25 protein-coding genes are annotated in these 22,328 nt (G+C 39.6%); 15 read left to right on the forward strand and 10 right to left on the reverse strand.

Annotation, left to right across the window (positions count from 1 at the left end):
- Nucleotides 1-64: 64 nt before the first annotated feature.
- Nucleotides 65-397: a hypothetical protein gene (locus ACH784_RS18470; RefSeq protein ID WP_404396360.1), complete on the reverse strand. Its 333-nt coding sequence runs from the start codon at nt 395-397 to the stop codon at nt 65-67.
- A 106-nt stretch (nt 398-503) separates the two neighbouring features.
- Between ACH784_RS18470 and ACH784_RS18475 the strand changes: the two genes are divergently transcribed.
- From ACH784_RS18475 to ACH784_RS18520, 10 genes are all read left to right on the forward strand, one after another.
- Nucleotides 504-899, forward strand: coding sequence for a MerR family transcriptional regulator (locus ACH784_RS18475; protein ID WP_404396362.1), 396 nt, complete (start codon nt 504-506; stop codon nt 897-899).
- Between the two features lie 2 nt (nt 900-901).
- Complete coding sequence (locus tag ACH784_RS18480; protein ID WP_404396365.1) at nt 902-2,929, forward strand: winged helix-turn-helix domain-containing protein; 2,028 nt, start codon at nt 902-904, stop codon at nt 2,927-2,929.
- Nucleotides 2,930-2,951: 22 nt separating this feature from the next.
- On the forward strand, nt 2,952-3,368 hold the full coding sequence (locus ACH784_RS18485; RefSeq protein WP_404396367.1) for a VOC family protein: 417 nt from the start codon (nt 2,952-2,954) through the stop codon (nt 3,366-3,368).
- A 1-nt stretch (nt 3,369) separates the two neighbouring features.
- Nucleotides 3,370-3,729 carry a GFA family protein gene (locus tag ACH784_RS18490; RefSeq protein ID WP_404396370.1) on the forward strand — a complete coding sequence of 120 codons (360 nt, stop codon included), beginning with the start codon at nt 3,370-3,372 and terminating at the stop codon, nt 3,727-3,729.
- A gap of 35 nt (nt 3,730-3,764) precedes the next feature.
- A complete protein-coding gene (locus ACH784_RS18495; protein ID WP_404396372.1) occupies nt 3,765-4,151 on the forward strand; it encodes a VOC family protein in 387 nt (128 codons plus the stop codon).
- A 10-nt stretch (nt 4,152-4,161) separates the two neighbouring features.
- Complete coding sequence (locus tag ACH784_RS18500) at nt 4,162-4,458, forward strand: hypothetical protein (protein ID WP_404396375.1); 297 nt, start codon at nt 4,162-4,164, stop codon at nt 4,456-4,458.
- Between the two features lie 41 nt (nt 4,459-4,499).
- Nucleotides 4,500-4,970 carry a GNAT family N-acetyltransferase gene (locus ACH784_RS18505; protein WP_404396378.1) on the forward strand — a complete coding sequence of 157 codons (471 nt, stop codon included), beginning with the start codon at nt 4,500-4,502 and terminating at the stop codon, nt 4,968-4,970.
- Nucleotides 4,971-5,211: 241 nt separating this feature from the next.
- On the forward strand, nt 5,212-7,236 hold the full coding sequence (locus tag ACH784_RS18510; protein WP_404396380.1) for a methyl-accepting chemotaxis protein: 2,025 nt from the start codon (nt 5,212-5,214) through the stop codon (nt 7,234-7,236).
- 132 nt (nt 7,237-7,368) lie between these two features.
- Nucleotides 7,369-8,247 carry a PhzF family phenazine biosynthesis protein gene (locus ACH784_RS18515; RefSeq protein WP_404396383.1) on the forward strand — a complete coding sequence of 293 codons (879 nt, stop codon included), beginning with the start codon at nt 7,369-7,371 and terminating at the stop codon, nt 8,245-8,247.
- 216 nt (nt 8,248-8,463) lie between these two features.
- Complete coding sequence (locus tag ACH784_RS18520; RefSeq protein WP_404396385.1) at nt 8,464-8,796, forward strand: hypothetical protein; 333 nt, start codon at nt 8,464-8,466, stop codon at nt 8,794-8,796.
- 167 nt (nt 8,797-8,963) lie between these two features.
- Here ACH784_RS18520 and arsH read toward each other — a convergent pair whose 3' ends face one another.
- The 5 genes from arsH to ACH784_RS18545 form a co-directional block, all read right to left on the reverse strand.
- Nucleotides 8,964-9,734: an arsenical resistance protein ArsH gene (arsH, locus tag ACH784_RS18525; RefSeq protein ID WP_404396388.1), complete on the reverse strand. Its 771-nt coding sequence runs from the start codon at nt 9,732-9,734 to the stop codon at nt 8,964-8,966.
- A gap of 80 nt (nt 9,735-9,814) precedes the next feature.
- Nucleotides 9,815-10,360: an RNA polymerase sigma factor SigZ gene (gene sigZ, locus ACH784_RS18530; protein ID WP_404396390.1), complete on the reverse strand. Its 546-nt coding sequence runs from the start codon at nt 10,358-10,360 to the stop codon at nt 9,815-9,817.
- A gap of 59 nt (nt 10,361-10,419) precedes the next feature.
- On the reverse strand, nt 10,420-10,764 hold the full coding sequence (locus ACH784_RS18535; RefSeq protein ID WP_404396393.1) for a HopJ type III effector protein: 345 nt from the start codon (nt 10,762-10,764) through the stop codon (nt 10,420-10,422).
- 94 nt (nt 10,765-10,858) lie between these two features.
- A complete protein-coding gene (locus tag ACH784_RS18540) occupies nt 10,859-11,998 on the reverse strand; it encodes an alpha/beta hydrolase-fold protein (protein WP_404396395.1) in 1,140 nt (379 codons plus the stop codon).
- 100 nt (nt 11,999-12,098) lie between these two features.
- Complete coding sequence (locus tag ACH784_RS18545) at nt 12,099-12,692, reverse strand: LysE family translocator (RefSeq protein ID WP_404396396.1); 594 nt, start codon at nt 12,690-12,692, stop codon at nt 12,099-12,101.
- Nucleotides 12,693-12,788: 96 nt separating this feature from the next.
- On the opposite strand from ACH784_RS18545, the gene ACH784_RS18550 reads away from it, so the two are divergent.
- Nucleotides 12,789-13,241, forward strand: a complete 453-nt coding sequence (locus ACH784_RS18550) for an Lrp/AsnC family transcriptional regulator (RefSeq protein WP_404396399.1) — start codon at nt 12,789-12,791, stop codon at nt 13,239-13,241.
- A gap of 386 nt (nt 13,242-13,627) precedes the next feature.
- Here ACH784_RS18550 and ACH784_RS18555 read toward each other — a convergent pair whose 3' ends face one another.
- Nucleotides 13,628-14,845, reverse strand: coding sequence for an NnrS family protein (locus tag ACH784_RS18555; protein ID WP_404396402.1), 1,218 nt, complete (start codon nt 14,843-14,845; stop codon nt 13,628-13,630).
- A 184-nt stretch (nt 14,846-15,029) separates the two neighbouring features.
- On the opposite strand from ACH784_RS18555, the gene norR reads away from it, so the two are divergent.
- The 4 genes from norR to ACH784_RS18575 all read left to right on the forward strand — a co-directional run bounded on the left by norR (nt 15,030) and on the right by ACH784_RS18575 (nt 18,551).
- Nucleotides 15,030-16,631, forward strand: a complete 1,602-nt coding sequence (norR, locus tag ACH784_RS18560; protein ID WP_404396405.1) for a nitric oxide reductase transcriptional regulator NorR — start codon at nt 15,030-15,032, stop codon at nt 16,629-16,631.
- Between the two features lie 238 nt (nt 16,632-16,869).
- Entirely contained in the window at nt 16,870-17,340 is a 471-nt protein-coding gene (gene bfr / locus ACH784_RS18565; RefSeq protein WP_404396407.1) for a bacterioferritin, read from the forward strand.
- A gap of 3 nt (nt 17,341-17,343) precedes the next feature.
- Nucleotides 17,344-17,832: a bacterioferritin gene (gene bfr / locus ACH784_RS18570; protein WP_130255369.1), complete on the forward strand. Its 489-nt coding sequence runs from the start codon at nt 17,344-17,346 to the stop codon at nt 17,830-17,832.
- 386 nt (nt 17,833-18,218) lie between these two features.
- Complete coding sequence (locus ACH784_RS18575; RefSeq protein ID WP_404396411.1) at nt 18,219-18,551, forward strand: zinc ribbon domain-containing protein YjdM; 333 nt, start codon at nt 18,219-18,221, stop codon at nt 18,549-18,551.
- A 45-nt stretch (nt 18,552-18,596) separates the two neighbouring features.
- On the opposite strand, the gene ACH784_RS18580 is transcribed toward ACH784_RS18575, so the two are convergent.
- The 3 genes from ACH784_RS18580 to ACH784_RS18590 form a co-directional block, all read right to left on the reverse strand.
- Nucleotides 18,597-19,181, reverse strand: a complete 585-nt coding sequence (locus ACH784_RS18580; protein ID WP_404396414.1) for a GNAT family N-acetyltransferase — start codon at nt 19,179-19,181, stop codon at nt 18,597-18,599.
- Between the two features lie 157 nt (nt 19,182-19,338).
- The gene (locus ACH784_RS18585; RefSeq protein WP_404396417.1) at nt 19,339-20,022 is read right to left on the reverse strand and encodes a LipL32 family surface lipoprotein; all 684 of its coding nucleotides are present in this window, start codon (nt 20,020-20,022) and stop codon (nt 19,339-19,341) included.
- 173 nt (nt 20,023-20,195) lie between these two features.
- Nucleotides 20,196-22,250 carry a S9 family peptidase gene (locus ACH784_RS18590; protein ID WP_404396419.1) on the reverse strand — a complete coding sequence of 685 codons (2,055 nt, stop codon included), beginning with the start codon at nt 22,248-22,250 and terminating at the stop codon, nt 20,196-20,198.
- Between the last annotated feature and the right edge of the window lie 78 nt (nt 22,251-22,328).

Genomic DNA, 22,328 nt, shown 5'->3' on the forward strand with positions numbered 1-22,328 from the left:
TAGAAGCTAGAAGCCAGAAGCTAAAATCTAAAAGCCATCAGTTCAAAATTTATAAATGTGTGCGCTAGGCGTGATTGAGTAAACTCGGAGGCGGTACTAAAGGCGGGTAACTCTTGCTTTGATAAGCTGGGTTGTAACTGCTTATTTGTTCGCTATAAGCCAGCACACTTTGCACTTTAACGCTATTGCCGCTGTGACAAGTGTGGTGGTTATGAATATCAGCGTGAAAGACCTGAGAGCCGTCATCGGCTTGATCGAAATGAGGTGATTTAACTAACTCATGTACATGGACAGGTTCATCATGACTATTATCGGCATGAAAAGGCGCGCGGTCACAGTTTAATAAACTGTGCAGCAAGACCAATACAAAAATGTATGCGATGCGCGATTTCAACATGACTAATCTATAAACCAATAATTTAAATGAGTTTAACTATTTCACACGAATAAAAAGTGCGTTAGTGTAAGGCCACTATAAAGCTTCCAGTTACAGGAAGGTCAACATGAAAATTGCCGAACTTTCAAAATTAACTCAGGTGACCAGTAAAACCATTCGTTATTACGAAGAGATTGGATTATTACCAGAGCCCGCACGTGCCGCCAATGGGTATCGCGTTTATCAGCAAGAAGATGTTGAACGTTTATCGTTTATTCGCCGCTGTAGAGATTTACAAATTCCTCTTGAAGAGATTAAAAAAGTACTTGGGTGCGATCATGGCAATGCCTGCGATGGGCATAATAATCATGTTGATGACTTAATTGCAGCGCAATTAGAGCGAGTTAAAAAAGCTAAAATTGAACTCGAAGCATTAGAGCAAACCTTAACGGGCTTGCTGGAAGGCTGCGATGACGCAAATTCGAGTCAGTGCAATATCTTACAGAACTTGCGAGCTCACTAAGTATGCACCAGGCACATTTTCATGGTTTTACCATAAACTGGCAATCTGGCGAATTAAGCAAACAAGGCACTGTAACGCGACTCGAACCTAGGCTGGTGGCGGTGCTTAAAGTGTTATTTGATGCCCAAGGTGAGCTTGTCAGTTATGAGCAATTGCAGCAACAAGTTTGGCAAGATGTGATTGTTGCGCCTAATGCGTTGCAACGCGTTATCGCACAACTTAGAAAGTCTCTGGGTGATACTGCCAAACAGCAGGCCATTATTAAAACGCATCCTAAACGCGGTTATAGCTTGGTTTTGGTTAGTGATAGTCTAAAAGGTGAAAAGCTTGAAATTGAGGTATTTGAAGGTGAGGCACTTGCAAAGCAAAGCGTCACAGCCGCCCATCAAATAAACCAGCGTCTCTTGAATCAACCAATTGCTTTGTTGGTCGTTGTTTCATTCTTAATCGTCATATTTACGTCTATTCATTGGATTTATAAACCGACGACAAAAGCTGAAATTGCTCAGGCTAATTTAATCAGCTTAGATACACAAACTGAGCAATTAGCTCAAGTAATGCCGCTGTCAAAAACTGAATTTATCTTTATCGATAAACAAGCTGGCAACCAGTTAGTGCTTCACAATACACTAAACAACCAGCGAGAAGTGCTGTTAGATAAAGCGAATGTTTATGGCCGAATGGTTTTAGCTAAAGATAAACAGCAACTACGTTTTGGCCAAATCATTGAGCAAAATGGCGCTAAATGTGCCGAATTGGTGGCTGTAGATATCAAGAGTAAAGCGCTTAATCGTTTATTGCCTTGCCAAAACCAGTTCAATCACACACCGCTTTTTATATACGATGAAACACTTTTATTTATTAAAACCGACAAACAATGGCAGTTAGAGCTGATTTCGTTGGAACTTAAAACACAGCAGCAAACTAGTTTGTTAGCAGGTCAGATTGAGAATGCTTTTTTATCGCCTGATAAAACTCGACTTGCTATTAATTTCAATAATCAATTACAGGTGTTTGATTTAAAAGAGCGCAAGCTGGAAACCCTTAGCTTACCGAAAAATTTCGACCAAACCTTAGGTTCGAGCCGTTTGGCTCTGACATTTTCAGACAATGGCAACCTATGGGTAGCTCTAGATAAATCACTTGTAGAATACAGCCCGCAGGGAAAGGTCATAAGCAACACAAACCTAGCCAGCAGCATGCAAGTGTCGGAGTTAACGTTTATTGAAGAGCAGTTGTTTGCTTTACTCGGTCGAGATAACCATCAGGTTCGGTTAAGTTCTGTAACACAGCTAAATGATGTCGTTGATATTGCGCCGTCGAAATTTACTGATATGCAGGGTAAATTTCGGCCGGATTCAGATGAATTCAGTTTACTCAGCAATCGAAGTGGCTCAACTCAGATATGGCTTCAACAAGGTGAGCAGCTTTTGCAACTGACTCAAGCAGGTAAAGTTACAGATCACATTTGGTTAGATAAAAATCGAGTGGCTTATCTTATTGAAAATCATGTTTGGCTTTTAAATCTTGCTGAAGAAAACTCTAAGCCAAAAAAGCTTGAGTTGAATGTACCAGTAAAGCAATTGCTGCAAGCAACAGCTAATGCCTTATACGTGCAATCTGAAACAGAGTTAAATACTTCATTAATTGCTATAGATTTAAAAACAAATAGCCTTAGCACTCTATTTGACGGGCCTTTTCATTGGGCACAGGTGTTACCCGACAACACCTTGGTATTAAATGACAGCAGCCAACTTAAAAAAGTTGTTTCAGGTCAGGAGCAAGCAATTACAGCATTGCCACCTCTAACACTTCAGGGCCGCTATTACGTCAAAGGCAATGAGGTCTTTTTGCAAGATAAACAGCAAAATGTTTGGCGCTATAACCCCAAATTAGAGCAAGCAGAAATTGTCGGCAGCTTTGATGAAAACAATTTGTTTATGAGTGATTTTTCACAATATTCATTAAAAATGCTGGGCGATAACTTTGTGAAAACCAATAATGAATTGGTCATGATTGAATTTAAGTAAGTCAAAAATAGATGGGTCACAGATGTCAGAAAAAATAGAACAAAGTATAGGCTGCATTGCCCTAGTAGTTGAAAATTACGATGATGCCATTGAGTTTTACACGAATAAGCTTAGATTTACCTTAGTTGAAGATACAGACTTAGGAAACGGAAAACGCTGGGTTCAAGTGTCGCCGCCAAACTCGAATGGCACAAATTTACTGCTTGCGCAGGCAAATGCTGATGAACAGAAAAACGCAGTGGGTAATCAAACGGGTGGTCGAGTTTTTTTGTTTCTTCATACCAATGATTTTTGGCGCGACTATGGGTTTATGAGAAGTAAAGGCGTGGTGTTTCATGAAGAACCACGAGAAGAGGTGTATGGCACAGTAGTGGTATTTCAAGACCTTTACGGCAACAAGTGGGACTTACTACAACTTAGTAAAAATAAAGGAAAATAAGATGCTAAATGCAAGTTGTCATTGTGGGAATATACAATTAACTATGCCGAAACCTGAGTCACTTACCAGTTGTAATTGCTCTATCTGCCATCGTTTAGCGGCCCTGTGGGGAAACTACCCTCCGCAAGACGTTTCGCTCAATATCGGCCAAGGTGGTACAGAAATTTACAGTCATGGTGATGAATACATACACTTTCATCGCTGTAGAAAATGTGGGTGCACTACCCATTACACCTTGACTGAAAAAGCAGGTCGAGAAAAAACCGCTGTGAATTTTCGTATGGTTGACCCAGCAGCTGCACAAGATATTAAGGTAAGGCATTTTGATGGTGCGGACACTTGGACGTTTATCGATGAGTAAGCTTTGATTATGTTCTATTTTGTTAGGAGAAGAGGTTGAATTTAAAAGGTATTCATCATGCAGCAATTATTTGTTCTGATTATGAAAGGTCTAAAGCTTTTTACACACAAGTTTTAGGGTTACAAGTCGTTGCAGAAAATTACCGAGCAGAGCGAGACTCTTTCAAATTAGATTTGGCTTTGCCTGATGGCAGTCAAATTGAATTGTTTTCTTTTGTGAATGCGCCAAAAAGAGTGAGCCGCCCCGAAGCTCAGGGGTTAAGGCACTTGGCCTTTTGTGTTGATTGCCTCGACACTGAAATAAAGGCATTAGAAAGCCATGGGGTTGAAGTAGAGGCTATTCGTGTGGATGAATATACCAAAAAGCGGTTTACTTTTTTCCAAGACCCTGATGGTTTACCTTTAGAGTTGTATGAAGTTTAGAGGAGCCAATATGTCTGATGCGATTTGCCCAAAGTGCCACGAAAAAATCGAGCCTTTTGCGATGTCTCTCGCTTTATTTCCGTTCTACTTTAAGTGCAATCATTGTGGTGTGAGGCTCAAGCTTAAATCTTTGACACTTATTTCGTCAGTACTAATTACATATTTGCTGATTGTGGTGGTGATGATTTGGCTTTTACCCGCTTTTAGAGGCTACGCGGTCTTAACGAGTGTGTTTGTCTGGTTGGTGCTTTACAATTTCATTGCGCATAAAATGCTGAGTAAAGACAACCTTCTGATTGTTGAGTGAGTTATTCTCGGCACTGTTCTATAACAATAATAAATAAGATAATGATCCAACTATTAAACAATTCTGCTTCTGAAGTTAGCCTACAAATCTATCGGGTTTTTCAAAGCTCGTACAAAATCGAAGCTGATCTAATTGGTGTTGAAAACTTTCCGCCTTTATCACGCACAGTTGAACACATACAAGCATCAACAACTGAGTTTTATGGCTTTATTATTGAAGGTGAGCTTGCGGGTGTGATTGAAATAACCCTAAACGAGGGAGCAGTAGAGAGCATTGCAAAAACAACACTAGAAATAGACAGCTTAACGGTATCACCTCTGTACTTTAAACAAGGTATTGCTAGCCGATTAATTGAGTTTGTTCTTCAAAACAAAGCGTTTGAATATGCCATCGTCGAGACTGCTGCGGTCAATCAACCGGCAATTAAATTATATAAGAAACATGGTTTTAAAGTTTTCAAGCAGTTCACACCGGCTCATGGCATTGAAAAAGTGGCGCTAAAACGAAGCTAGCTCATTTAGAAAATACATTTCAAGCTATTGAGAGCAAGTATGAAGGCATGTTTGTCTGCTTGTAAGGTTTTATGCTTGATGTGGTACATATTAAATTTTGTCTAATTTCTCATCACCTTGGCATTTTTCGGCATAATTGCCTAAATTTATTAAAGAATCGTTAAATGTTTTAGAGTAAATGCTTGGAATTTACTTTGTTTTATAACATAGTGGTCGGTCCTCAACCGTGGGAACCATTTTTATGCTTAGCAATTTAACAATAAAACAAAAAATAACAGCAGGCTTTGGGGCAATCGGGATTTTGCTTTTACTGGCGTGCTCACTGGGATATATGGCGTTATCACAGATCAGTGATGCAAATAGGAAAGTAACAGACATAACATTACCAGGGCAAAGAGCTGTTGATGAGTTACAGCTACAACAATTACGCTTAAGCAAACAGGTTGCTCAAGCATACAATTTAGAGTCTGAAAATGAAGTCGAGCAAGCTAAACGAAACTTTGAATCTGCCGCTCAAACACAGCAGAGTTTAACTGCCCAATTAAAAAGTAAGCTGTCGTATAACCAAGCTTTAATTAGTTCTGTGTCTCAGGTTGAGCAAGCGATAAGCTCAATGCAGCAAGCTGGCTATCGAATGTTGGCATTAAAGTCGAACTCATTACTCGCACAAAATAAAATCGACACCTTGTTGCAAACTCTATTAGACAGTAAAGAGCAGGCAAGTGTGGCAATGCTAGATATCGAGTTGATAGAAGGAGCAAAAGGTCGTCAGCTCGAAGAGATGATGGGGACAGGTGTTCGCATTGATGACATGTTGTTCACTTTGGAAACAAACGCAAAGCAAATTCCAAATCTTAATTTAGCAAGTATCGCTGCACACAAAGAAGATATGTCTTTTATTCTGGATAACATCAGTAATAATTACGCTTTTTTGAAACGCCAAGCCCAAGGCGTAAATGCAAATGACGTGTTTACTAGCTTTGAGAGTGCCCAAAAAGAAATAGAGTCATTATTGAGAGCGCCTGGCAGTTTATACTCACAGCTCAACAAACAACGCCAGTCTCAAGCTGATGCAACCAAGACTTATCGTCAAGCAGAGCAACATGCTGTAAAAGTAATTAATTCATTAAATGCGATACAAGATCAAACTAAAACGTCTTTTGAAGCGTCTCAAAAGCTAACCCAAGAACTCATTTCGCAAGCACAAACCAGTGCAATCGTTCTGGTTGTTATTTTTGTGGGTTTAGCCGCATTTATTGCATTTTCAACAAGTAAAGCCATGCTTTCTCCACTGAAAGCAGTGAATAAAATGCTTAATTATTTAGCTGAAGGTGATTTTTCTCGCGATATGCAAAAGCGCAATGATGACGAATTTGGCACTCTAATTGATAACATTAATCAGGTTAAAAATAGCTTACGTAGTTTACTTGATGATATTAATACTAAGGTACATGAATTAGATTCAGTATCAGAAAAATCTCTATCTGAAAGTCGCTTGGTTGCTGATAATGCATCTTCACAAATGGTGAGAATGGATGATGCCGCAAATCTTGCCCAAAGTGTTTCAAGCTCAGCATCACAAGTCTCTCAAAATGCAAAACAAAGCTTACAAAGTTTATTACAAGCCAATGAACGTAAAACGGAAGCCTCAACCTTAGTGGTTGATAACCAGTCACATATAGAATCACTCGACGAGAAAATGGCTGAAGCGGTTGAGATGATGACCCGCTTAACCTCTCATAGTAACAACATAGGGTCGATTTTAGATACCATTGTGTCGATTGCTGAGCAAACAAACTTATTAGCACTCAACGCAGCAATAGAAGCGGCAAGAGCGGGTGAGCAAGGTCGAGGTTTTGCGGTTGTTGCTGATGAAGTTAGAACGCTGGCATCTCGTACGCAAGACTCAACTGAAGAAATCAATAAGATGATTTCTGCCTTGCAGCAAGATACCAAACAAGCTGCTGACGCGATTCATAGTGGGCAAACAGATGCGTCTGTGTGCGTAGAGCAAAGCCAAGCATTAGTTGCTGTAATGCAGCAAATTGAAGATGCTTTGAATGAAGTGACTCATTTAAGTGAGCAAGTAACACACTCAGCAGAGCAACAAGAGGGTGATTGCCAGCGTATTGGCCATGTCATGCTTGAGGCCAAAGATACCGCGAGTGATAACGCATCTTCAATGAAGCAAATGGCTAAAGGCAGTGAGTCATTAAGTGAGTTTGCGCATAGGCTGGCTGAATCTGTTGAGAGATTTAAGCTTTAATAGCTCTAAATTTAATAAGTAAGCCGCTTTTTAAAGCGGCTTTTTTATTTGAATCAGTAAACGTTTTGGTTGCACTTTTATATCTTGGAGGTTAACTTCATAGCTATTCTTTAATGATTCAAAGGTGTTGATTTGCAAGATATAAACGCTATTTTAGTTAACTCGTTCACAATGGATGGCGAGGGCGGTAACCCTGCTGGAGTAGTTTTGAATGCAGAGGACTTGTCCTATTCTGAAAAACTTAAAATAGCGCAAGCGGTTGGTTATTCAGAAACAGCGTTTGTGTCAAAAGATGATGAAGTGGACTTTGAAGTATCGTTTTTTACTGTTACAGATGAAGTCGATTTTTGCGGTCATGCGACGCTTGCAACATTTTCAACTTTATTTAATAAGAAGCTTATTGTTGCAGGCAAATATAAACAACGCACGAAAGCTGGAGTTTTAGCCGTTAATGTTGAAGAAAACGGCCTTGTTGTGATGGAGCAAGCTTGTCCGAGTTATTTGCAGACTTTCGAGTATGACGATATTGCTCACTTAATCGGTTTACCGATTGATATATTATCTTCAACTCAGTTACCCATCGAAGTCATTTCCACAGGCTTACATGATGTGATTGTGCCAGTGCCTTTAGGTTGTTTAGACAAATTAGAAGTAGATAACGAGAAGCTTAGCGAGTTTTGTGAAAAGTACGACTTAATTGGCATGCATGCTTTTGAGCTAAACGACTCAGACAGTGAGTTCACAGCCAGTTGTCGAAATTTTGCGCCGCTTTTTGGTATTCCAGAAGAGTCAGCGACAGGCAGTTCAAGTGGTGCTTTGGGCTGTTATCTAGTAAAGCATGTTTTTGCAGGCGCAGAGACATTTGATTTTGTTTTTGAACAAGGTCGCGCTATGGGGTGTGCCTCAAGATTGAGTGTGGCTGTAAAGTCAAATAGTGGTCAAGTAACTAAAGTAGAAGTGGGCGGCTTTGCAAAGCAAATAGGGCAACTCAAAGTAGGCTTGAATAATTAAGTAGAGTAACAGGCACAATAAAGCTCTTAGGACTCGGAGTTTAATTAAGTTAAATCAATACTGTTGTAGCTTATCACGCCACTTTGAAAGCAGACTTTTTATTGCCTATTATTTGATTAATAGCATTCATAAATTAATTAAAGAACTCATTGTAATAGAAGCGTCAGTTACTATGGTAAAACCAACTTTTAGCGTTGAACTCAAAGCAACATAGTTGTGGCTAAGATATGTGGTGACTGGGATATTCAAACTGATATTGCCTATTTAACGGAGCTTGATGAAACGATTGCTAAAGTTCGCGATACAAAGTGGGCACTCTTTGCTGATCTGCGAGGCTGGCAGGTCTCTGAAGAAGTTATCAACTATAAACACAACAATGCTATTCAACTAGCCAGACACAACCAACAAGTAGAGTGTTGGTTAGTAGATAACACTTGTCAAGGCAGCCATATTCAACATCACATTGAAAATTCAGGTGTCGCTTTTAGGAAATTTCTGATTGGTGAAGAAGCGATTGACTGGCTGCAACTAAATGGTTTCTACTTTTAAGAATAACACTTAACTGATAGCGCTTTTTTGTTGTTTAGACTAAACGCATCTTAATGAAGGGAGTGATAACTAAAACTGACAGTCACCGAATAAAAAACAGTCACTGTCAGGTCTAATTTGAGCAAGTACGTTTAATCAGAGTGAGTCTGAGCTAGTACAAGTAAAGGTTAGCAGCAAGCCACTTTGGTTTGGCTTTTTGCTGCAGTTTGCTTTTCATTCTCATGCTTTACTTTTGTCTCTTCAAGAACATCTGCCTGACTCACTTGTTCTTTAATGGCAGTATTTATACTTTCTTTACGTTCACTGTAACGGTCAACTAACCAGTCAAGGTTATCACGAGTCAGTAATGTGAATTTCATTAGCTCTTCCATCACATCGACAATACGAGCGTGGTAGGGGGACTCTTTCATCGTACCGTCTTCGTTAAATTCTTGCCAAGCTTTCGCAACAGATGATTGATTCGGTATGGTTAACATACGCATCCAACGCCCTAGTACACGCATATTATTTACCGCATTAAAGCTTTGTGAGCCGCCTGATACTTGCATGACGGCCAGTGTTTTACCTTGTGTGGGTCTTACTGCACCTTCTGAGAGTGGGATCCAGTCAATTTGGTTTTTAAGCACTGCTGACATGTTGCCGTGAATTTCGGGAGAAGACCAAACTTGAGCTTCTGACCATTTTACTAAAGCGCGCAACTCTTGGACTTTTTCGTCTTCGACCGATACGCCATTATCAAAAAGAGGCAGTCCTTTTGGGTTGAACAACTTAACTTCAGCGCCTAAATGCTCGAGTATTCTTGCCGCTTCTTCTGCCGCATAACGACTCATTGAATGGGCTCTAAGTGAGCCGTATAGCACTAATACACGTGGTTTATGATTGCTGATTGAAAATTGCTTCGGGGTTACGTCAAAAGCTTGGTTGTTTAAAAAACGCATTACATCTCCAATAGTGGTGTTTTGTATTCACTTATTAAGACGAAGCGCGGTGCAAAAAGACGAAACTATTTTAAGAGTTTTTATTTAATTCTCTTTTCAGTTTGTTGTGGCTTTCTATGATAGTCAATTAGATTGCCTTTTTTATCTAATTCAAAGTCACAGCAACGATCAAAAAGTACTTTTAAATCAGCTCTGCTTTTTTGCATCCTAGACTTAAAAGTGGAGTAACTTACTCCAAGCTGTTCAGCTTGTTGTTTTTGAGAGCAGCCTTCTAAGTCAATTTTTCTAATTAAATCAGCTTCATCCTCAGGCATGGCCTGCAGAAATGGCTCTATGCATCTAATTAAATCAGCACGAATGTTTGCGTCTTGTTTTTCAATTACCTCGAACAGCTCGGTATGCTGGTAGTTATTGTGTTTGCGATAAAAATCAATAATGGCGTGATTAGCAATTTGGAAAAGCCAAGGCTTGATACTGGCCTGCTTTTTTAGCTGGTGGATCTGCAAATGTGTTTTTAACAAGATGTCTTGTAATAATTCTTCGGCGTCTGCGGGGTTAGACACTTTCGAAAGTAAAAAAGCGTGCAGGCTATTTTTGTATTCAGCCCAAATTTGTTCGATAGACATAATTTCAAATAGTGGTTTAAAGCTTTTTATCTTAAACCACTATCTGAATGACTAAAAGCTTACTGCAGTGGCGTACCGTCAAAAGTCACCGCACCTACACTCGATTCAGCTTTTAAAAGAGTGCGGATATTACCGTGGTCGTCATTGTCAGGATATTGAACAACGTCGATACGATAATAATCGCCAAAGCAATGTAGTGTCTGTTCTTTGCTTAAGTTGTTGAGTTGTGCAAAAGCTAAGATTTTACATGAACCTTGGTTTTGTTCGGCACTGCTCTGCAAACTATTATTATTAAAAGCTGATGCAGTGTAAGTGTAATTATCAGCAATTATTTGCTGACACAGCTCAAAAGTAATGGTTTCTGGTTGTGCGTTAAGCTGAGCTAAGAAGTCGTTTAATGTCATAAGTTTGTTCCTCTTTTTGCAGAGTCTAACGCGCAGAGCGTAGCAGCTCAATTGAATAAAACTAAGCTGCTTAAATTGCCTAAGTAAAGTTAGTCTAAAGCTTGCTCAATTCACCTTTGAAATATGTAAGGGCATCTGCATTGTTGAGCTTATTCGCAAGCTTAATGCCTTGTTGTAATGTGAGGCGGCTCTTTTCAGTTTCTCCTATTTGTTCATAAATCTTTGCGAGTCTGCTCAAGTAAAAGGTATTTTCAGGGTGAGCGTTAACTAAATATTGCATAGTCAAAACGGCTTTTTCACCTTGTTTGTGTTCTACATAGTAAAAACTTAAATCGATTAAGCTTGGGTTTGGACTAAGCGTTTGCTGGTATTTTTGAGAGAGTTTTTTAAAGTAATCAATGACACTTTGTCTGCCATCATTTGCAAATTGTGCAATGTCGGGGCTTTTATCAGCAAATAGGTGTTCCATTGCATCGGTAAGGCTGAGGCTTGCAACCGATAAGAAATTATATTGGCTGTAATTTGCAAAGCGGGCGTGAAACGCTTGCTGACTAAGATTCGCTTTGATGTTTTCAAACAGTGGTGCGTTATTAGCGAAGGAGCCAAGAGATAGATAAAAGAACCTATCATAATACATTTCTGAATACCTTAGCTTCGAAAGCCTTTCAACAAGTCCTGACTTGTCTAGCTCTAGAGCAGGAGAGCTGGCGATAAAACCATTAAATAATGTCGGCGATTGTTCAAACGCATACAGCACAAAGTTACCATTACTTGAATAGCCTTCCAGAACCTTGTAGTTGTATGTTAAATAGCTCTTATCAATAAATGGGATGAGTTCTTTTTTTAGTACATTTAAAGTCAATGGGTTAGCAACGCCTGACGCTGAAACAAATTTAGGGTGAAGTGTTGATTCAACATCTAGATAAGGTAATTGCACTATGATCATGGCAGGCATAGGGCCCATTTCAACGTGACTTAGCCAATCGGTTTGATAAGTAAGCATATCAATTCGACTGCCTCCCGATGTTGTATAAAGTACAGGGTATTTTTGATTTTTGTCGTATCCCCAAGGCAAGATGACATCGAATGAAATCGTTTGTTTGGCAGCCTTAGATTGAAACTGGTGCTTTATTGTTTTAACGCCCTTGCTTTGTTGCTCTTGAGCGTGCGCGAGCGAGTTTAATAGGCAGGCGAGTGAAAGTATGAATAACGTGAAGTGTTTAATTATGCTCATGGTGACTCCTTGAATAGTTGCCACCATGATGAAAGCAATTGCAGTTAATTAATTGATTTTATTTTGATAAAAAACTGATATTTTGCTGATGAAAAGTTTTTTAAAGCGCTGGAACAATAGAGATGATTAATAAACCCGCCATGGCCCAATTAAACTTTTGCATATGACTTGGTTGGCTCAAGATTGATTGCATTTTTTGCCCCAAAACAATCCAACTTACTACGCACGGAAAACCAACTACAGCGAAAATAACAGAGATAATAGTGACCGTGAGTAAGTTTTGTTCCGGCGCATAAACACTGACGGCGGTGAGTGCCATAGTCCATGCTTTGGGATTGACCCATTGAAAGAGTGCGGCTTGCATAAATGACAAAGGCTTGCCTTTTTCTGCAATATCTTTGCTGACGCTTGGTATGGCGGTCGCAATTTTAAAAGCAAGATAAAGCAAATAGACGATAGAAACGACTTTTAAAATGTCGTAAGTCACTGGGAAGGCATTGAACAATTGCATGACGCCTAACCCAACCAATTCAATCATAATGGCAAAACCTACTACAACACCCATCAAGTGTGGCATAGTCATTTTAAATCCAAAATTTGCGCCAGAACTCATTAGCATTAAATTGTTTGGCCCAGGCGTGATAGATGAAACAAATGCGAATGCAGCAAACGCGAGGATGATTTCTTGAGTCATAGGATTATTCCCTTACTTGTGTTAAAACAAGTTTAGCGAGATATAAGCTCAATTATCACGCGTATTTCACTTTTATAAACTTGGACTTTGCAATTAATGACGAAAATTGACGGTTATAATCAACAAATATTGCGCATTTTAGAAAAGGATGGGCGAATAGCTAACACTGAGCTTGCTGAGCAAATTGGTTTGTCACCTTCAGCCTGCTTAAGAAGAGTTCAAGAATTAGAAAAGTCAGGTTTGATAAAAGGCTACAAGGCAGTTGTTGACCCAGAAAAGCTGGGCGTCGGTTTTATCGCTTATGTAGCTGTTGGGCTGACTGAGCATTCAACTCCTTCGCAACTGGCGTTTGAGCAAGCCCTACAAGATGTTGAAGAAATAAAAGAATGTCATAATGTGACGGGCCCGTATGAATATCTTTTGCGCATAGAAACTAAAGACCTACATACCTTTAAAGCACTTCATGCGGATGTATTGGGCTCAATTTCTCAAGTGAGAACCATCACCACTCATGTTGTGATGGATTCACCAAAAGATACAAGGCAATAGCGCTTTAGTTAAAAAAGTAGAGAACAGAGTTGGCGGTAAAGGGTACTGTTTTATAGTTTTTTTCAACTCTATTAACCCGACATAAAGTCGGTGCTACCGTGTTGATTTCAAAGAATGAGTCGTTATTGCTAACGGCAAGACGCCAACTCTATTAACCCGACATAAAGTCGGTGCTACCGTGTTGATTTCAAAGAACGAGTCGTTATTGCTAACGGCAAGACGCCAACTCTATAAACCGACATAAAGTCGGTGCTACCGTGTTGATTTTAAAGAATGAGTCGTTATTGCTAACGGCAAGACGCCACGTCTATTAACCCGACATAAAGTCGGTGCTACCGTGTTGATTTCAAAGAATGAGTCGTTAATGTTAATGCCAACTCGGCTTTTTAACCTCTGCGCCCATCAACTCTTTTCTGCATTAAAATGGGTGTATAAAACCATAAGAAAATACCGAAACCAACAACCCACAAATAAGCGCTGATGTTCCATGCCAAATGAGGCGCATAAAGAACAGGCATAAAAGCACGCACCAGCGCGCTCAAAGCTATAAAAGCAAATGCCCAAGCGACCATACTGGCAGGGGTTAAGGCTCTACCAGTATGACCAAGTGAGACTCTTGCCATCATTGCCAAGATCATTAACCCAATACCGCCAATGGTAATTAAATGCAGTGCATCCGCTGGATTAATAATGCCGGTGAGGTAGCTAAATGCGAGAAATAAAATGCCAATCGCACTTAAAAAGTAGCCTATATGTAGTGACCAAAGCAGCGGTACTTTGAAGATACCTTTATCAAACCACAAAATAGCGCGTGTTAAATGCAAAGTGGCTGCTGGGAGTAGAACCAAGCCAACATTGATATCAAGAGAAAAGAGCTTGATGCTAGCAAACCCAACCATCGCCAATAGACTAAATAACAGCAGTAATTTATCGAGTTTAGGTGTTCTAACTTGCTCTTCTCGATTTAGTCCGCGCGCAGTAAAAAACGGAATGACTCGCCCACCTATAATGCCAATTAGCAGCATAAAGCCAAGCACAGCTAACTGGGTGAATAAGCGGGCAAGTGAATATTGGCCTAACCATGTACTCATTAAAAACGCACTATTAAAAATAGTGAGTAGGGCGAGTACAACAATCATGATGTAATTGTGTTTAGAGGCAGATGTCACCAGCATATGACTCAAATAAGCAATGGCAAAGAGCCAGAAAAGTACTTGGCCGAGTAGCAACAATAATTGATTGTCAGCATAAAAAAAGAAAATAGCTCGGCATGAAATCCAAATCGCGCTGAGGGTAATTAAGCCTTTACCTGAAAGCCCAGGCACGCCAGTCCAAGTTTGCGCTGCGGTCAGTAAAAAACCGATAGCCACTGCTGAGGCAAAACCAAAGATCATTTCGTGTGCGTGCCAAAGTGTTGCAGGAATTTGTGCTTGCCAAGAGAGTGTGCCATTTAAAATAAATTGCCATAGCAAAATAGCGAACACCGACCAAAGCCCTGCCAATAAAAAGAACGGGCGAAAGCCAAGCATAAATAACGGCCATTGATGAGGCTTTAAAAGTTTAAACTCACTAGGTACCGGCTCGGTTAAATTGATTGGTCTCATGACTACTCCACAACTTGTTGGTTTATCTTTTTTAGGCTTGTTGAAGCAATGGCATTTACTGTGCCAAGTATTATTCAATTTAAAATCAATTTGTTAGTAAAATCAGATGATTTATAGTTTGAATGAGTAAGTCATTTTGACTTAAACTTTGAGTGTCTTTTAGTAATCAAAGAGTCAAAAAAACATGGAGCAACGTTCGTTATCTTCACTGCTTTTGCTTAATAGAGCGTTAGCTCGGGCCTTACCTAACAGCGCACAATTCGACGTAGAACATTGTTTTGAAGCTGTTATTCAGGCTGTTAAAGAGTGTTTTATTAGTGATGCCATTGCCTTATTACTTTATCAAAACAATAAACTTGTCCCTGTTGCCATATCAGGATTGATGCCAGATGTGCTGGGTAGACACTTTGTTATAGATAAACACCCGCGTTTACAGGCAATTAGTCAGTCAGATAAGGCTGTAAGGTTCAGTGCCAATAGCGAATTACCCGATCCCTACGACGGGCTACTCATTGCACAAGAAGGTGATATTCCCGTTCACGCGTGTATGGGGTTTCCGATCAAGAATCAAGAGCAATTGCTCGGAGTGATCACGGTAGACAGTTTAAATGCCGGCATTTTTGAAGACTATGCGCCGTCTTTTTTACAAATGGTTAATGAGGCTTTGACGCGACATGTTAGTGCCATACTACTGACTCAAGATCTGCTCACTAAAGCGCAGCAGGGCAGTCACTTAATCACCGAGCTGAGTAAAGGCCAATATGAGATGGTCGGGCAGAGTTTAGCCATGAAGCAATTACAAAGAGATATTCAACTCGTTGCAGGTTCTGACTTTACCACGCTTATCACAGGTGAAACGGGCACAGGTAAAGAGCTTGTCGCTCACTCTTTACATAATCAATCTTTGCGTGCAAGCAAAGTCTTTGTGCAAGTAAACTGTGCCTCTTTGCCCGAGACGTTGGCTGAAAGTGAGCTATTTGGTTATAGAAAGGGTGCGTTTACTGGGGCGAATTCACATCGTGATGGAAAGTTTCTTCTTGCTGATGGCGGTACGATTTTTTTAGATGAAATTGGTGAGTTACCGCTTAATACCCAAAGTAAGCTTCTCCGAGTTTTACAAAGTGGTGAAATTCAACCCGTCGGTGCGGATAAAACCCAATCTGTTGATGTGCGAGTTATCGCTGCGACAAACCGAAATCTATTAGAAGAGGTTGAAGCTGGCCGCTTTCGCGCAGACTTGTATCATAGATTGAGTGTATTCCCGATTAAAGTGCCCTCTTTAAACGAACGTTTAGATGATATTCCGTTACTGACAGGCTTCTTTGCTGAAAAAGTCAGTAAGCAGCTTGGCATTGCGCAATTAAAGCTATCTTCGAGTTTGTATCAATTACTGCAATCTTACAATTGGTCGGGCAATATTCGCGAGCTTGAACATGTGATAAGCCGTGCAGCATTAAAAGCAAAACAAAATCAGTGGCCAAATAGCATTATTAGCGTAGATGAAAGTGACTGTGAATTGTTTACTGACAGCCAAGGTCATAACAATGTTGCTCAGTCTCGTTTTGAACAAGTGCAAACTTCAAACATTGATCAAAACAGTCCAAATTTAAGTCAAATAGATTCATTAAAGTCTGCTACAGAGCAATTTCAAAAAAATTTAATAGAGCAAGCGTTGTTAGAGCATGATCTTAATTGGGCGGCAGCGGCCAGAGCATTAAAACTTGATAGAGCAAATTTGGTACGTTTGGCAAAGCGTTTAGGTATAGCAGTTAAAAAAACAATTTAACTATATAAAACAAATTCTTATGTTTTTAAATCCCGTGATTTAGAGTTGGCTTAATGTGGATAGTAAAAAAGCATGATGTTAAGAGTGTTTTTACTAATCTAAATCACTCTCAATTATGTTATAAGTTGTTTATTTTAAAAGGATATATTAATTCAGCGCTTATCTTTAATTGGTCTTGAACTGAATAAATATTAGTCTACTGTTATAGGGCGTCTCGTTACTATTTTTAGGGGGCCCTATGCAGGGTAACAAACAAGTCATCGCGCAATTGAATGCAATTCTAACGCTCGAGTTGACTTCAATTAACCAATATTTCCTTCATGCCCGTATGTTCAAAAACTGGGGGTTAGAAGAGCTCAACGAAAAAGCCTATAAAAAATCTATAAAAGACATGAAACAAGCGGACGATCTGATCGAGCGCATTTTGTTTTTAGAAGGCTTACCTAACTTACAACACCTTGAAAAATTACGTATCGGCGAACATACAGAAGAAATGCTCGCCTGCGATATGGCATTTGAATTAGAGCAAATCCCAGCTTTAAAAGCGGCCATTGAACTATGTGAGAAAGAACAAGATTATATTTCTCGTGAACTGCTTGAAGAGATCCTTGAATACGAAGAAGAGTATGTTGATTGGATTGAAGCGCAGCAATTCTTAATTCAACACACTGGCATTCAAAATTATCTGCAGTCGCAGGTTGAGGAGTAAATCATGCAAGGTAATCCAAAAATCATCGACTTACTAAATCAGCAGTTAACGCTAGAGTTAACTTCGATGGATCAGTATCTCGCTCATTCGAAAATGTATGAAGACTGGGGTCTGGGTAAATTAGGTCATAAACTGGCGCATGAGTATGATGAAGAGTTAGATCATGCAAAAGCGATTATTGAGCGCATTTTGTTTTTAGAAGGTAAACCAGATACAGCCTCTCGTCAGCCGATTAATGTGGGTGATAACGTTCAACAAATGCTTGAAAACGATCTGGCGGCTGAGATGACAGTGGCTGCGAGTTTAAAAAACATCATAGGTGAGTGCGAAAAAGCACAAGACTATGTGACTCGTGAAATTCTAGAAAAGCTTCTAGATGACACTGAAATGGATCATATTTATTGGCTTGAACAACACTTAAATTTAATCAAACTGATGGGCCTACCAAACTACATACAATTGCAAATGGACAACAGTGCACCAGACGCTTAATACAAAAGAGTGCTTTTATAGACAAAAGTACAATGCTTAGGGCATTGTTTTTATTCAGAACTTGCCCTAATTTTTTATATGAGCGAACTTTATTGTCAGCCTTTAATTTGCACAAGGCCGTTTTACCTCCTTTTTAGCGGTCCGTTAAAGCTTTAAAGTTCAGCTCGCTTTATACTAAGCCTCAAAATAGTCTACTTAATTAAACAGGTATGTATTATTTATTAACTTAATTGAGCAACAACCTCTTTATTCTCTTAAAACGCGTATTTAATCTGAATTATTCATCGTAAAAATCTGATGATTGATCAGGTTTTTTCAAAATCCCCTCGCATGATACTTCTTTAGCTATTAGAATAGCGGCATTGTAATTTTAGAAGTTGTGAAATATGTCATTACCTCCTTGTCCAAAATGTAGTTCTGAATACGTCTACGAAGATCAAACAAACCTTGTATGTCCTGAGTGTGCCCACGAGTGGAACCCGAATGAAGTAGATGAAGATGCATTTGAAGTTAAAGATGCCAACGGTACAGTGCTTGCAGATGGCGATAAAGTGACCGTTGCCAAAGATCTTAAAATCAAAGGTAGCTCACAAGTGATTAAAATTGGCACTAAAGCCTTAGTTCGTCGCGTATTAGATAAGAAAGACCATGAGCTTGACTGTAAAGTTGATGGTGTTGGCGAAATGATGGTAACAGCTAAGTTTGTTAAAAAAGCATAATACTTTTTGTGAGCCGGGTCTATTTCGGCTCACTTCTTTCTTCAGTTAGTTTCTCTGTAATTTACTTAGCAAATTGTTTCTTACAGCAGGCCACTCACTGGCAATTATGGAATAAACCACGGTATCTCGGTAAGAGCCGTCTTTCATTATTTGGTGATTACGTAAAATACCATCTTGTTTGGCGCCTAATCTTTCGATTGCAGCACGAGAAGTGTGATTAAAAAAGTGTGTTCTAAACTCGACAGCAATGGCATCGCTTTCCTCGAAAAGGTTTGCAAGTAAAAGTAACTTTGCTTCAGTATTTATCGCTGTTCTTTTTACGGAATTCGCATACCAAGTGTAACCAATCATGGCGCGTTTATTTATCTGGTCAACATTATAATAGCGAGTCGTTCCTACTAATTTCCCTGTTTGTTTTGAAATCACGGCATAGGCAATATCACCTTGCTCCATCTCTACAATGGCTTGTTCCACATAGCATGGTACATCTTCAGGCTTTGGCACATTAGCAAACCATAGATTGAATGCTTCACCATCCAGTACAGCTTCTTGAAGAGGTTTTGTATGCGAAGTTTGTAGTGGCTCAAGAACAACATATGTTCCTTCTAGTTTTTGTTTTTTTATTAGCATGAGCTGTTGATTTTATATAAGAAAAGAGTGTTCGAAAGGTAATATTAATATGAAAGTGAATTGGGAATGTAATAGTTTCTGCATTTTACAGAAAATGATCGAGTATAAATTTAAAAAAGGCCCGGATCGGGCCTTTTGTCACTGGTAAAGGCTAAGCTTAAAGCTTATTGCCATTTACTAATTCATGTAACTCTTCAAGCGATGCTGCGATTTTAACGCCTGGCACGTTTGTTCCAATTGTCGCTTCAAATGAGCCTTCTACGTTTGAACGGAAAGACGTAAATGAGATTCGGTAAACACCACGAACAAGCGCTTCGCTTGCGTTATTCATTGATGTAGTTTTACGCAGCAGAGAGTTGTAGTTTGCACCACTTGGGTTTGCTGGTAACTCAGATGTATCGTCATTACGACCTAAGTTTTGTAGCACCTTGCCACCATTTTTGATTTTTGTATTGTCGATGATATTTAAACGATCAAACACAATATAAGTATCAAAGAATTTATCAGCATCTTTTTGCATGCCAGGTGTGAAGTTAGCATGTTTAAAATCATCCCCTTCTGGTTTTGAAACCGCTGGTGACATCATAGATACACCGATTTCATCAACCGCAGCAGGTACCCAAGCGTAAAGATAATATGTATCTTTGCCTTTGTACTTACCTTCAGGTTGTACTGACGAGTCTACATAACCAAAGTAATTTGAGTAGTTAGCATAAGGCAAACGCGCCTCAATACCCGCTACACCTTCAGAAACAGAACTTTTAAGGTGAGGACCTGTTGCCGAACAACCCGCTAAAATTGCAGCAGTTACGAATGGTAGAGCTAGACGAGAGATTTTCATTGATTTGACTCCATGTCACTATTTTAGAAATGAGCATAGAGTATACGCGTGAAAGTTTTATTACTAAAGTATTAGTTTATGGAAATTTTCATATTCAAAAAGAGGGGTTGAATGAAACTCATACAAAAAAGCCACCTAAAACAGGTGGCTATGATTTATTTTGAGAAGTTAAATTACTTTTTAGCTTCTTTTGCTGCTTTTAAATTTGCAGCATGGTCGATTTCGTAAGTCGGCATGGTCTTTTTACCGTCAATTAGGTAGTTGTCCATCCAACGCATTAAACGAATGCTGTAGTCATATTGAGCTGCTACTTTACGGTTACCATGACCTTCACCTGGATAATATACAAGACGTACATCTTTACCTTGTACTTTCATGTAACGGTATAGTTCCATTGACTGAGCAGGGTGAACACGTGGATCGTCTTTACCATGCATAATCAGTAATGGCGTTTCAGACTGACCTGCCCAGTAAATTGGGCTGCGCTCTAAGTACCACTGCCATTTTTCCCAAGGGTATGAACGGGCATGTACAAGGTACATCTCATTAGAGATATCTGTTGTACCAAACTTAGATAGCTGGTTTGTTACACCAACAAACATAACACTTGCTGCGAAGTGTTCAGTCAGTTTAGTTGCACCCCAAGCAGAAGCATAACCACCGTAAGAACCACCTGTAATACCAACGCGCTTGCTATCAACTAGTCCCATTTCAACTAAATGGTTTTTCATATCAACTAGATCGTCAAACTCTTTACCCGCATAGTCACCTTGACCAAGCTTAGAATAATCAACGCCTTTACCTGTTGAACCACGGTAGTTCGGGTAGAAAACCGCATAACCGCGGGCAGCACCCATTTGACCTGGATCTGAGTAACTCGTTAACCAGCCGTCTTTATCATGACTTTCAGGACCGCCGTGAACCGCCATGATCAGTGGGTAACGTTTACCTTCTTGGTAATCAAGTGGGTAAATTAATACGCCGCCAATCTCAACACCGTCACGCGCTTTGAATGAAATATTTTCTTGTTTCGCAAATCGTTTGTCGTTTAACCAATCATTTGAATCTGAAAGACGTTTAGTATTTTTACCACGAAGCATGAAAACTTCGTTCGGGTGCTTGTCAGTGTTACCACGAAGAACGATGGTCTTGTCTGAATCAGATACAGATAGGTTAGAAGCAATCAGTTTGCCTTCTTTAACGATCTTCTTGTACTTGTTAGACCCTACTTTAATTTGGCCAACAAAGCTTTCAGCGCCCACGTTTGCAACAAAGTTTAATGTGTTACGGCGGTTAGCCCACTCGAAATCACCAATGTGGCCCATAAAGTTCGGGATCCACTCTACAATTTCACCTGTTTTCGCATTACCTAGGTATAGACGACCAGTCGCAGGGTCGTGTTTATCTTCTGCACCAAGAATAGCAACGTAATCGCCTTCATATGAGAATTCAGCAGCACCTAGCTTGCCTTCTGTTTTGAAAGACGTGGTAATTTTCTGTGAGGCTACGTCCATAATGTGCCACTGTGACTTCATGTATTTGTCGTCAATCAGGGCTGTAGGCTGAGTTTTAACAAGTAGCTTGTCACCTTCATCAGAGAAGTTGATGTCGCTTACATAACCTTCAATTTCTACTGCGGTCGGTTTAAGTGCTTTTTCAGATTGCACTAAATCAACAAGATGTAGTTGTTTGTTTTTTAGACCTAACTCATAAACTTCAGCCATAAAGCCAAGCTTTTTAAGTTCTTTTTCAGTCTTATCTTTAGCTGGCATGGCTAAGATAGCGACTTGCTTGCCATTTGGATTTAGCTTGTAGCTAGAGATTGAAGTACCGTCTAACGATAATACTTTTTGCGATTCACCACCGTTAGCAGCGATACGGTATAAAGATGTGAACTTATCAGCTTTTTTCTTAGTTAAGAAGTAAATGAAATCACCATCAGCAGACCACTGAATGCTACGAACACTCACTTTACCTGTGATGAAAGGGCGTTCAACACCTTTGTCATCAACAACATAAAGCTCTGAGTAATTGCTGCCGTTAGCATCAATGTAAAGCTCTCTTGGTACTGAGCGTGTGAACGCGACTAGTTCACCTTCAGGGTCTACTGCAGTTTGACCAACAGATTGGATTTTAGGAATGTCTTCAATTGTAATAGTGTCATTTGCAAATGCAGAGCTGGTTACTAAACCTACTGCAAGAGCAATTGTCGATTTTATTAATTTCATTTTTTGACCTTGTTCTTCACTTGTTGCGCAGTATTTTAAAGGGCAAACATAGGATTACCAATGTTTGCGATTAATCGA

Source organism: Pseudoalteromonas phenolica (assembly GCF_044788725.1).
In the GTDB taxonomy this organism is placed as follows: domain Bacteria; phylum Pseudomonadota; class Gammaproteobacteria; order Enterobacterales; family Alteromonadaceae; genus Pseudoalteromonas; species Pseudoalteromonas phenolica_C.

Excerpts from the sequence above, each read along its gene's own strand:
- ACH784_RS18485 (WP_404396367.1), top strand. The coding sequence starts at position 2,952 with ATGTCAGAAAAAATAGAACAAAGTATAGGCTGCATTGCCCTAGTAGTT.
- ACH784_RS18505 (WP_404396378.1), top strand. The coding sequence starts at position 4,500 with ATGATCCAACTATTAAACAATTCTGCTTCTGAAGTTAGCCTACAAATC.
- bfr (WP_404396407.1), top strand. The coding sequence starts at position 16,870 with ATGCAGGGTAACAAACAAGTCATCGCGCAATTGAATGCAATTCTAACG.
- ACH784_RS18535 (WP_404396393.1), bottom strand. The coding sequence starts at position 10,764 with ATGACATTAAACGACTTCTTAGCTCAGCTTAACGCACAACCAGAAACC.
- arsH (WP_404396388.1), bottom strand. The coding sequence starts at position 9,734 with ATGCGTTTTTTAAACAACCAAGCTTTTGACGTAACCCCGAAGCAATTT.
- ACH784_RS18500 (WP_404396375.1), top strand. The coding sequence starts at position 4,162 with ATGTCTGATGCGATTTGCCCAAAGTGCCACGAAAAAATCGAGCCTTTT.
- ACH784_RS18585 (WP_404396417.1), bottom strand. The coding sequence starts at position 20,022 with ATGAAAATCTCTCGTCTAGCTCTACCATTCGTAACTGCTGCAATTTTA.
- bfr (WP_130255369.1), top strand. The coding sequence starts at position 17,344 with ATGCAAGGTAATCCAAAAATCATCGACTTACTAAATCAGCAGTTAACG.
- ACH784_RS18490 (WP_404396370.1), top strand. The coding sequence starts at position 3,370 with ATGCTAAATGCAAGTTGTCATTGTGGGAATATACAATTAACTATGCCG.
- ACH784_RS18475 (WP_404396362.1), top strand. The coding sequence starts at position 504 with ATGAAAATTGCCGAACTTTCAAAATTAACTCAGGTGACCAGTAAAACC.
- sigZ (WP_404396390.1), bottom strand. The coding sequence starts at position 10,360 with ATGTCTATCGAACAAATTTGGGCTGAATACAAAAATAGCCTGCACGCT.
- ACH784_RS18550 (WP_404396399.1), top strand. The coding sequence starts at position 12,789 with ATGACGAAAATTGACGGTTATAATCAACAAATATTGCGCATTTTAGAA.
- ACH784_RS18540 (WP_404396395.1), bottom strand. The coding sequence starts at position 11,998 with ATGAGCATAATTAAACACTTCACGTTATTCATACTTTCACTCGCCTGC.
- ACH784_RS18480 (WP_404396365.1), top strand. The coding sequence starts at position 902 with ATGCACCAGGCACATTTTCATGGTTTTACCATAAACTGGCAATCTGGC.
- norR (WP_404396405.1), top strand. The coding sequence starts at position 15,030 with ATGGAGCAACGTTCGTTATCTTCACTGCTTTTGCTTAATAGAGCGTTA.
- ACH784_RS18555 (WP_404396402.1), bottom strand. The coding sequence starts at position 14,845 with ATGAGACCAATCAATTTAACCGAGCCGGTACCTAGTGAGTTTAAACTT.
- ACH784_RS18580 (WP_404396414.1), bottom strand. The coding sequence starts at position 19,181 with ATGCTAATAAAAAAACAAAAACTAGAAGGAACATATGTTGTTCTTGAG.
- ACH784_RS18470 (WP_404396360.1), bottom strand. The coding sequence starts at position 397 with ATGTTGAAATCGCGCATCGCATACATTTTTGTATTGGTCTTGCTGCAC.
- ACH784_RS18545 (WP_404396396.1), bottom strand. The coding sequence starts at position 12,692 with ATGACTCAAGAAATCATCCTCGCGTTTGCTGCATTCGCATTTGTTTCA.
- ACH784_RS18575 (WP_404396411.1), top strand. The coding sequence starts at position 18,219 with ATGTCATTACCTCCTTGTCCAAAATGTAGTTCTGAATACGTCTACGAA.
- ACH784_RS18590 (WP_404396419.1), bottom strand. The coding sequence starts at position 22,250 with ATGAAATTAATAAAATCGACAATTGCTCTTGCAGTAGGTTTAGTAACC.
- ACH784_RS18510 (WP_404396380.1), top strand. The coding sequence starts at position 5,212 with ATGCTTAGCAATTTAACAATAAAACAAAAAATAACAGCAGGCTTTGGG.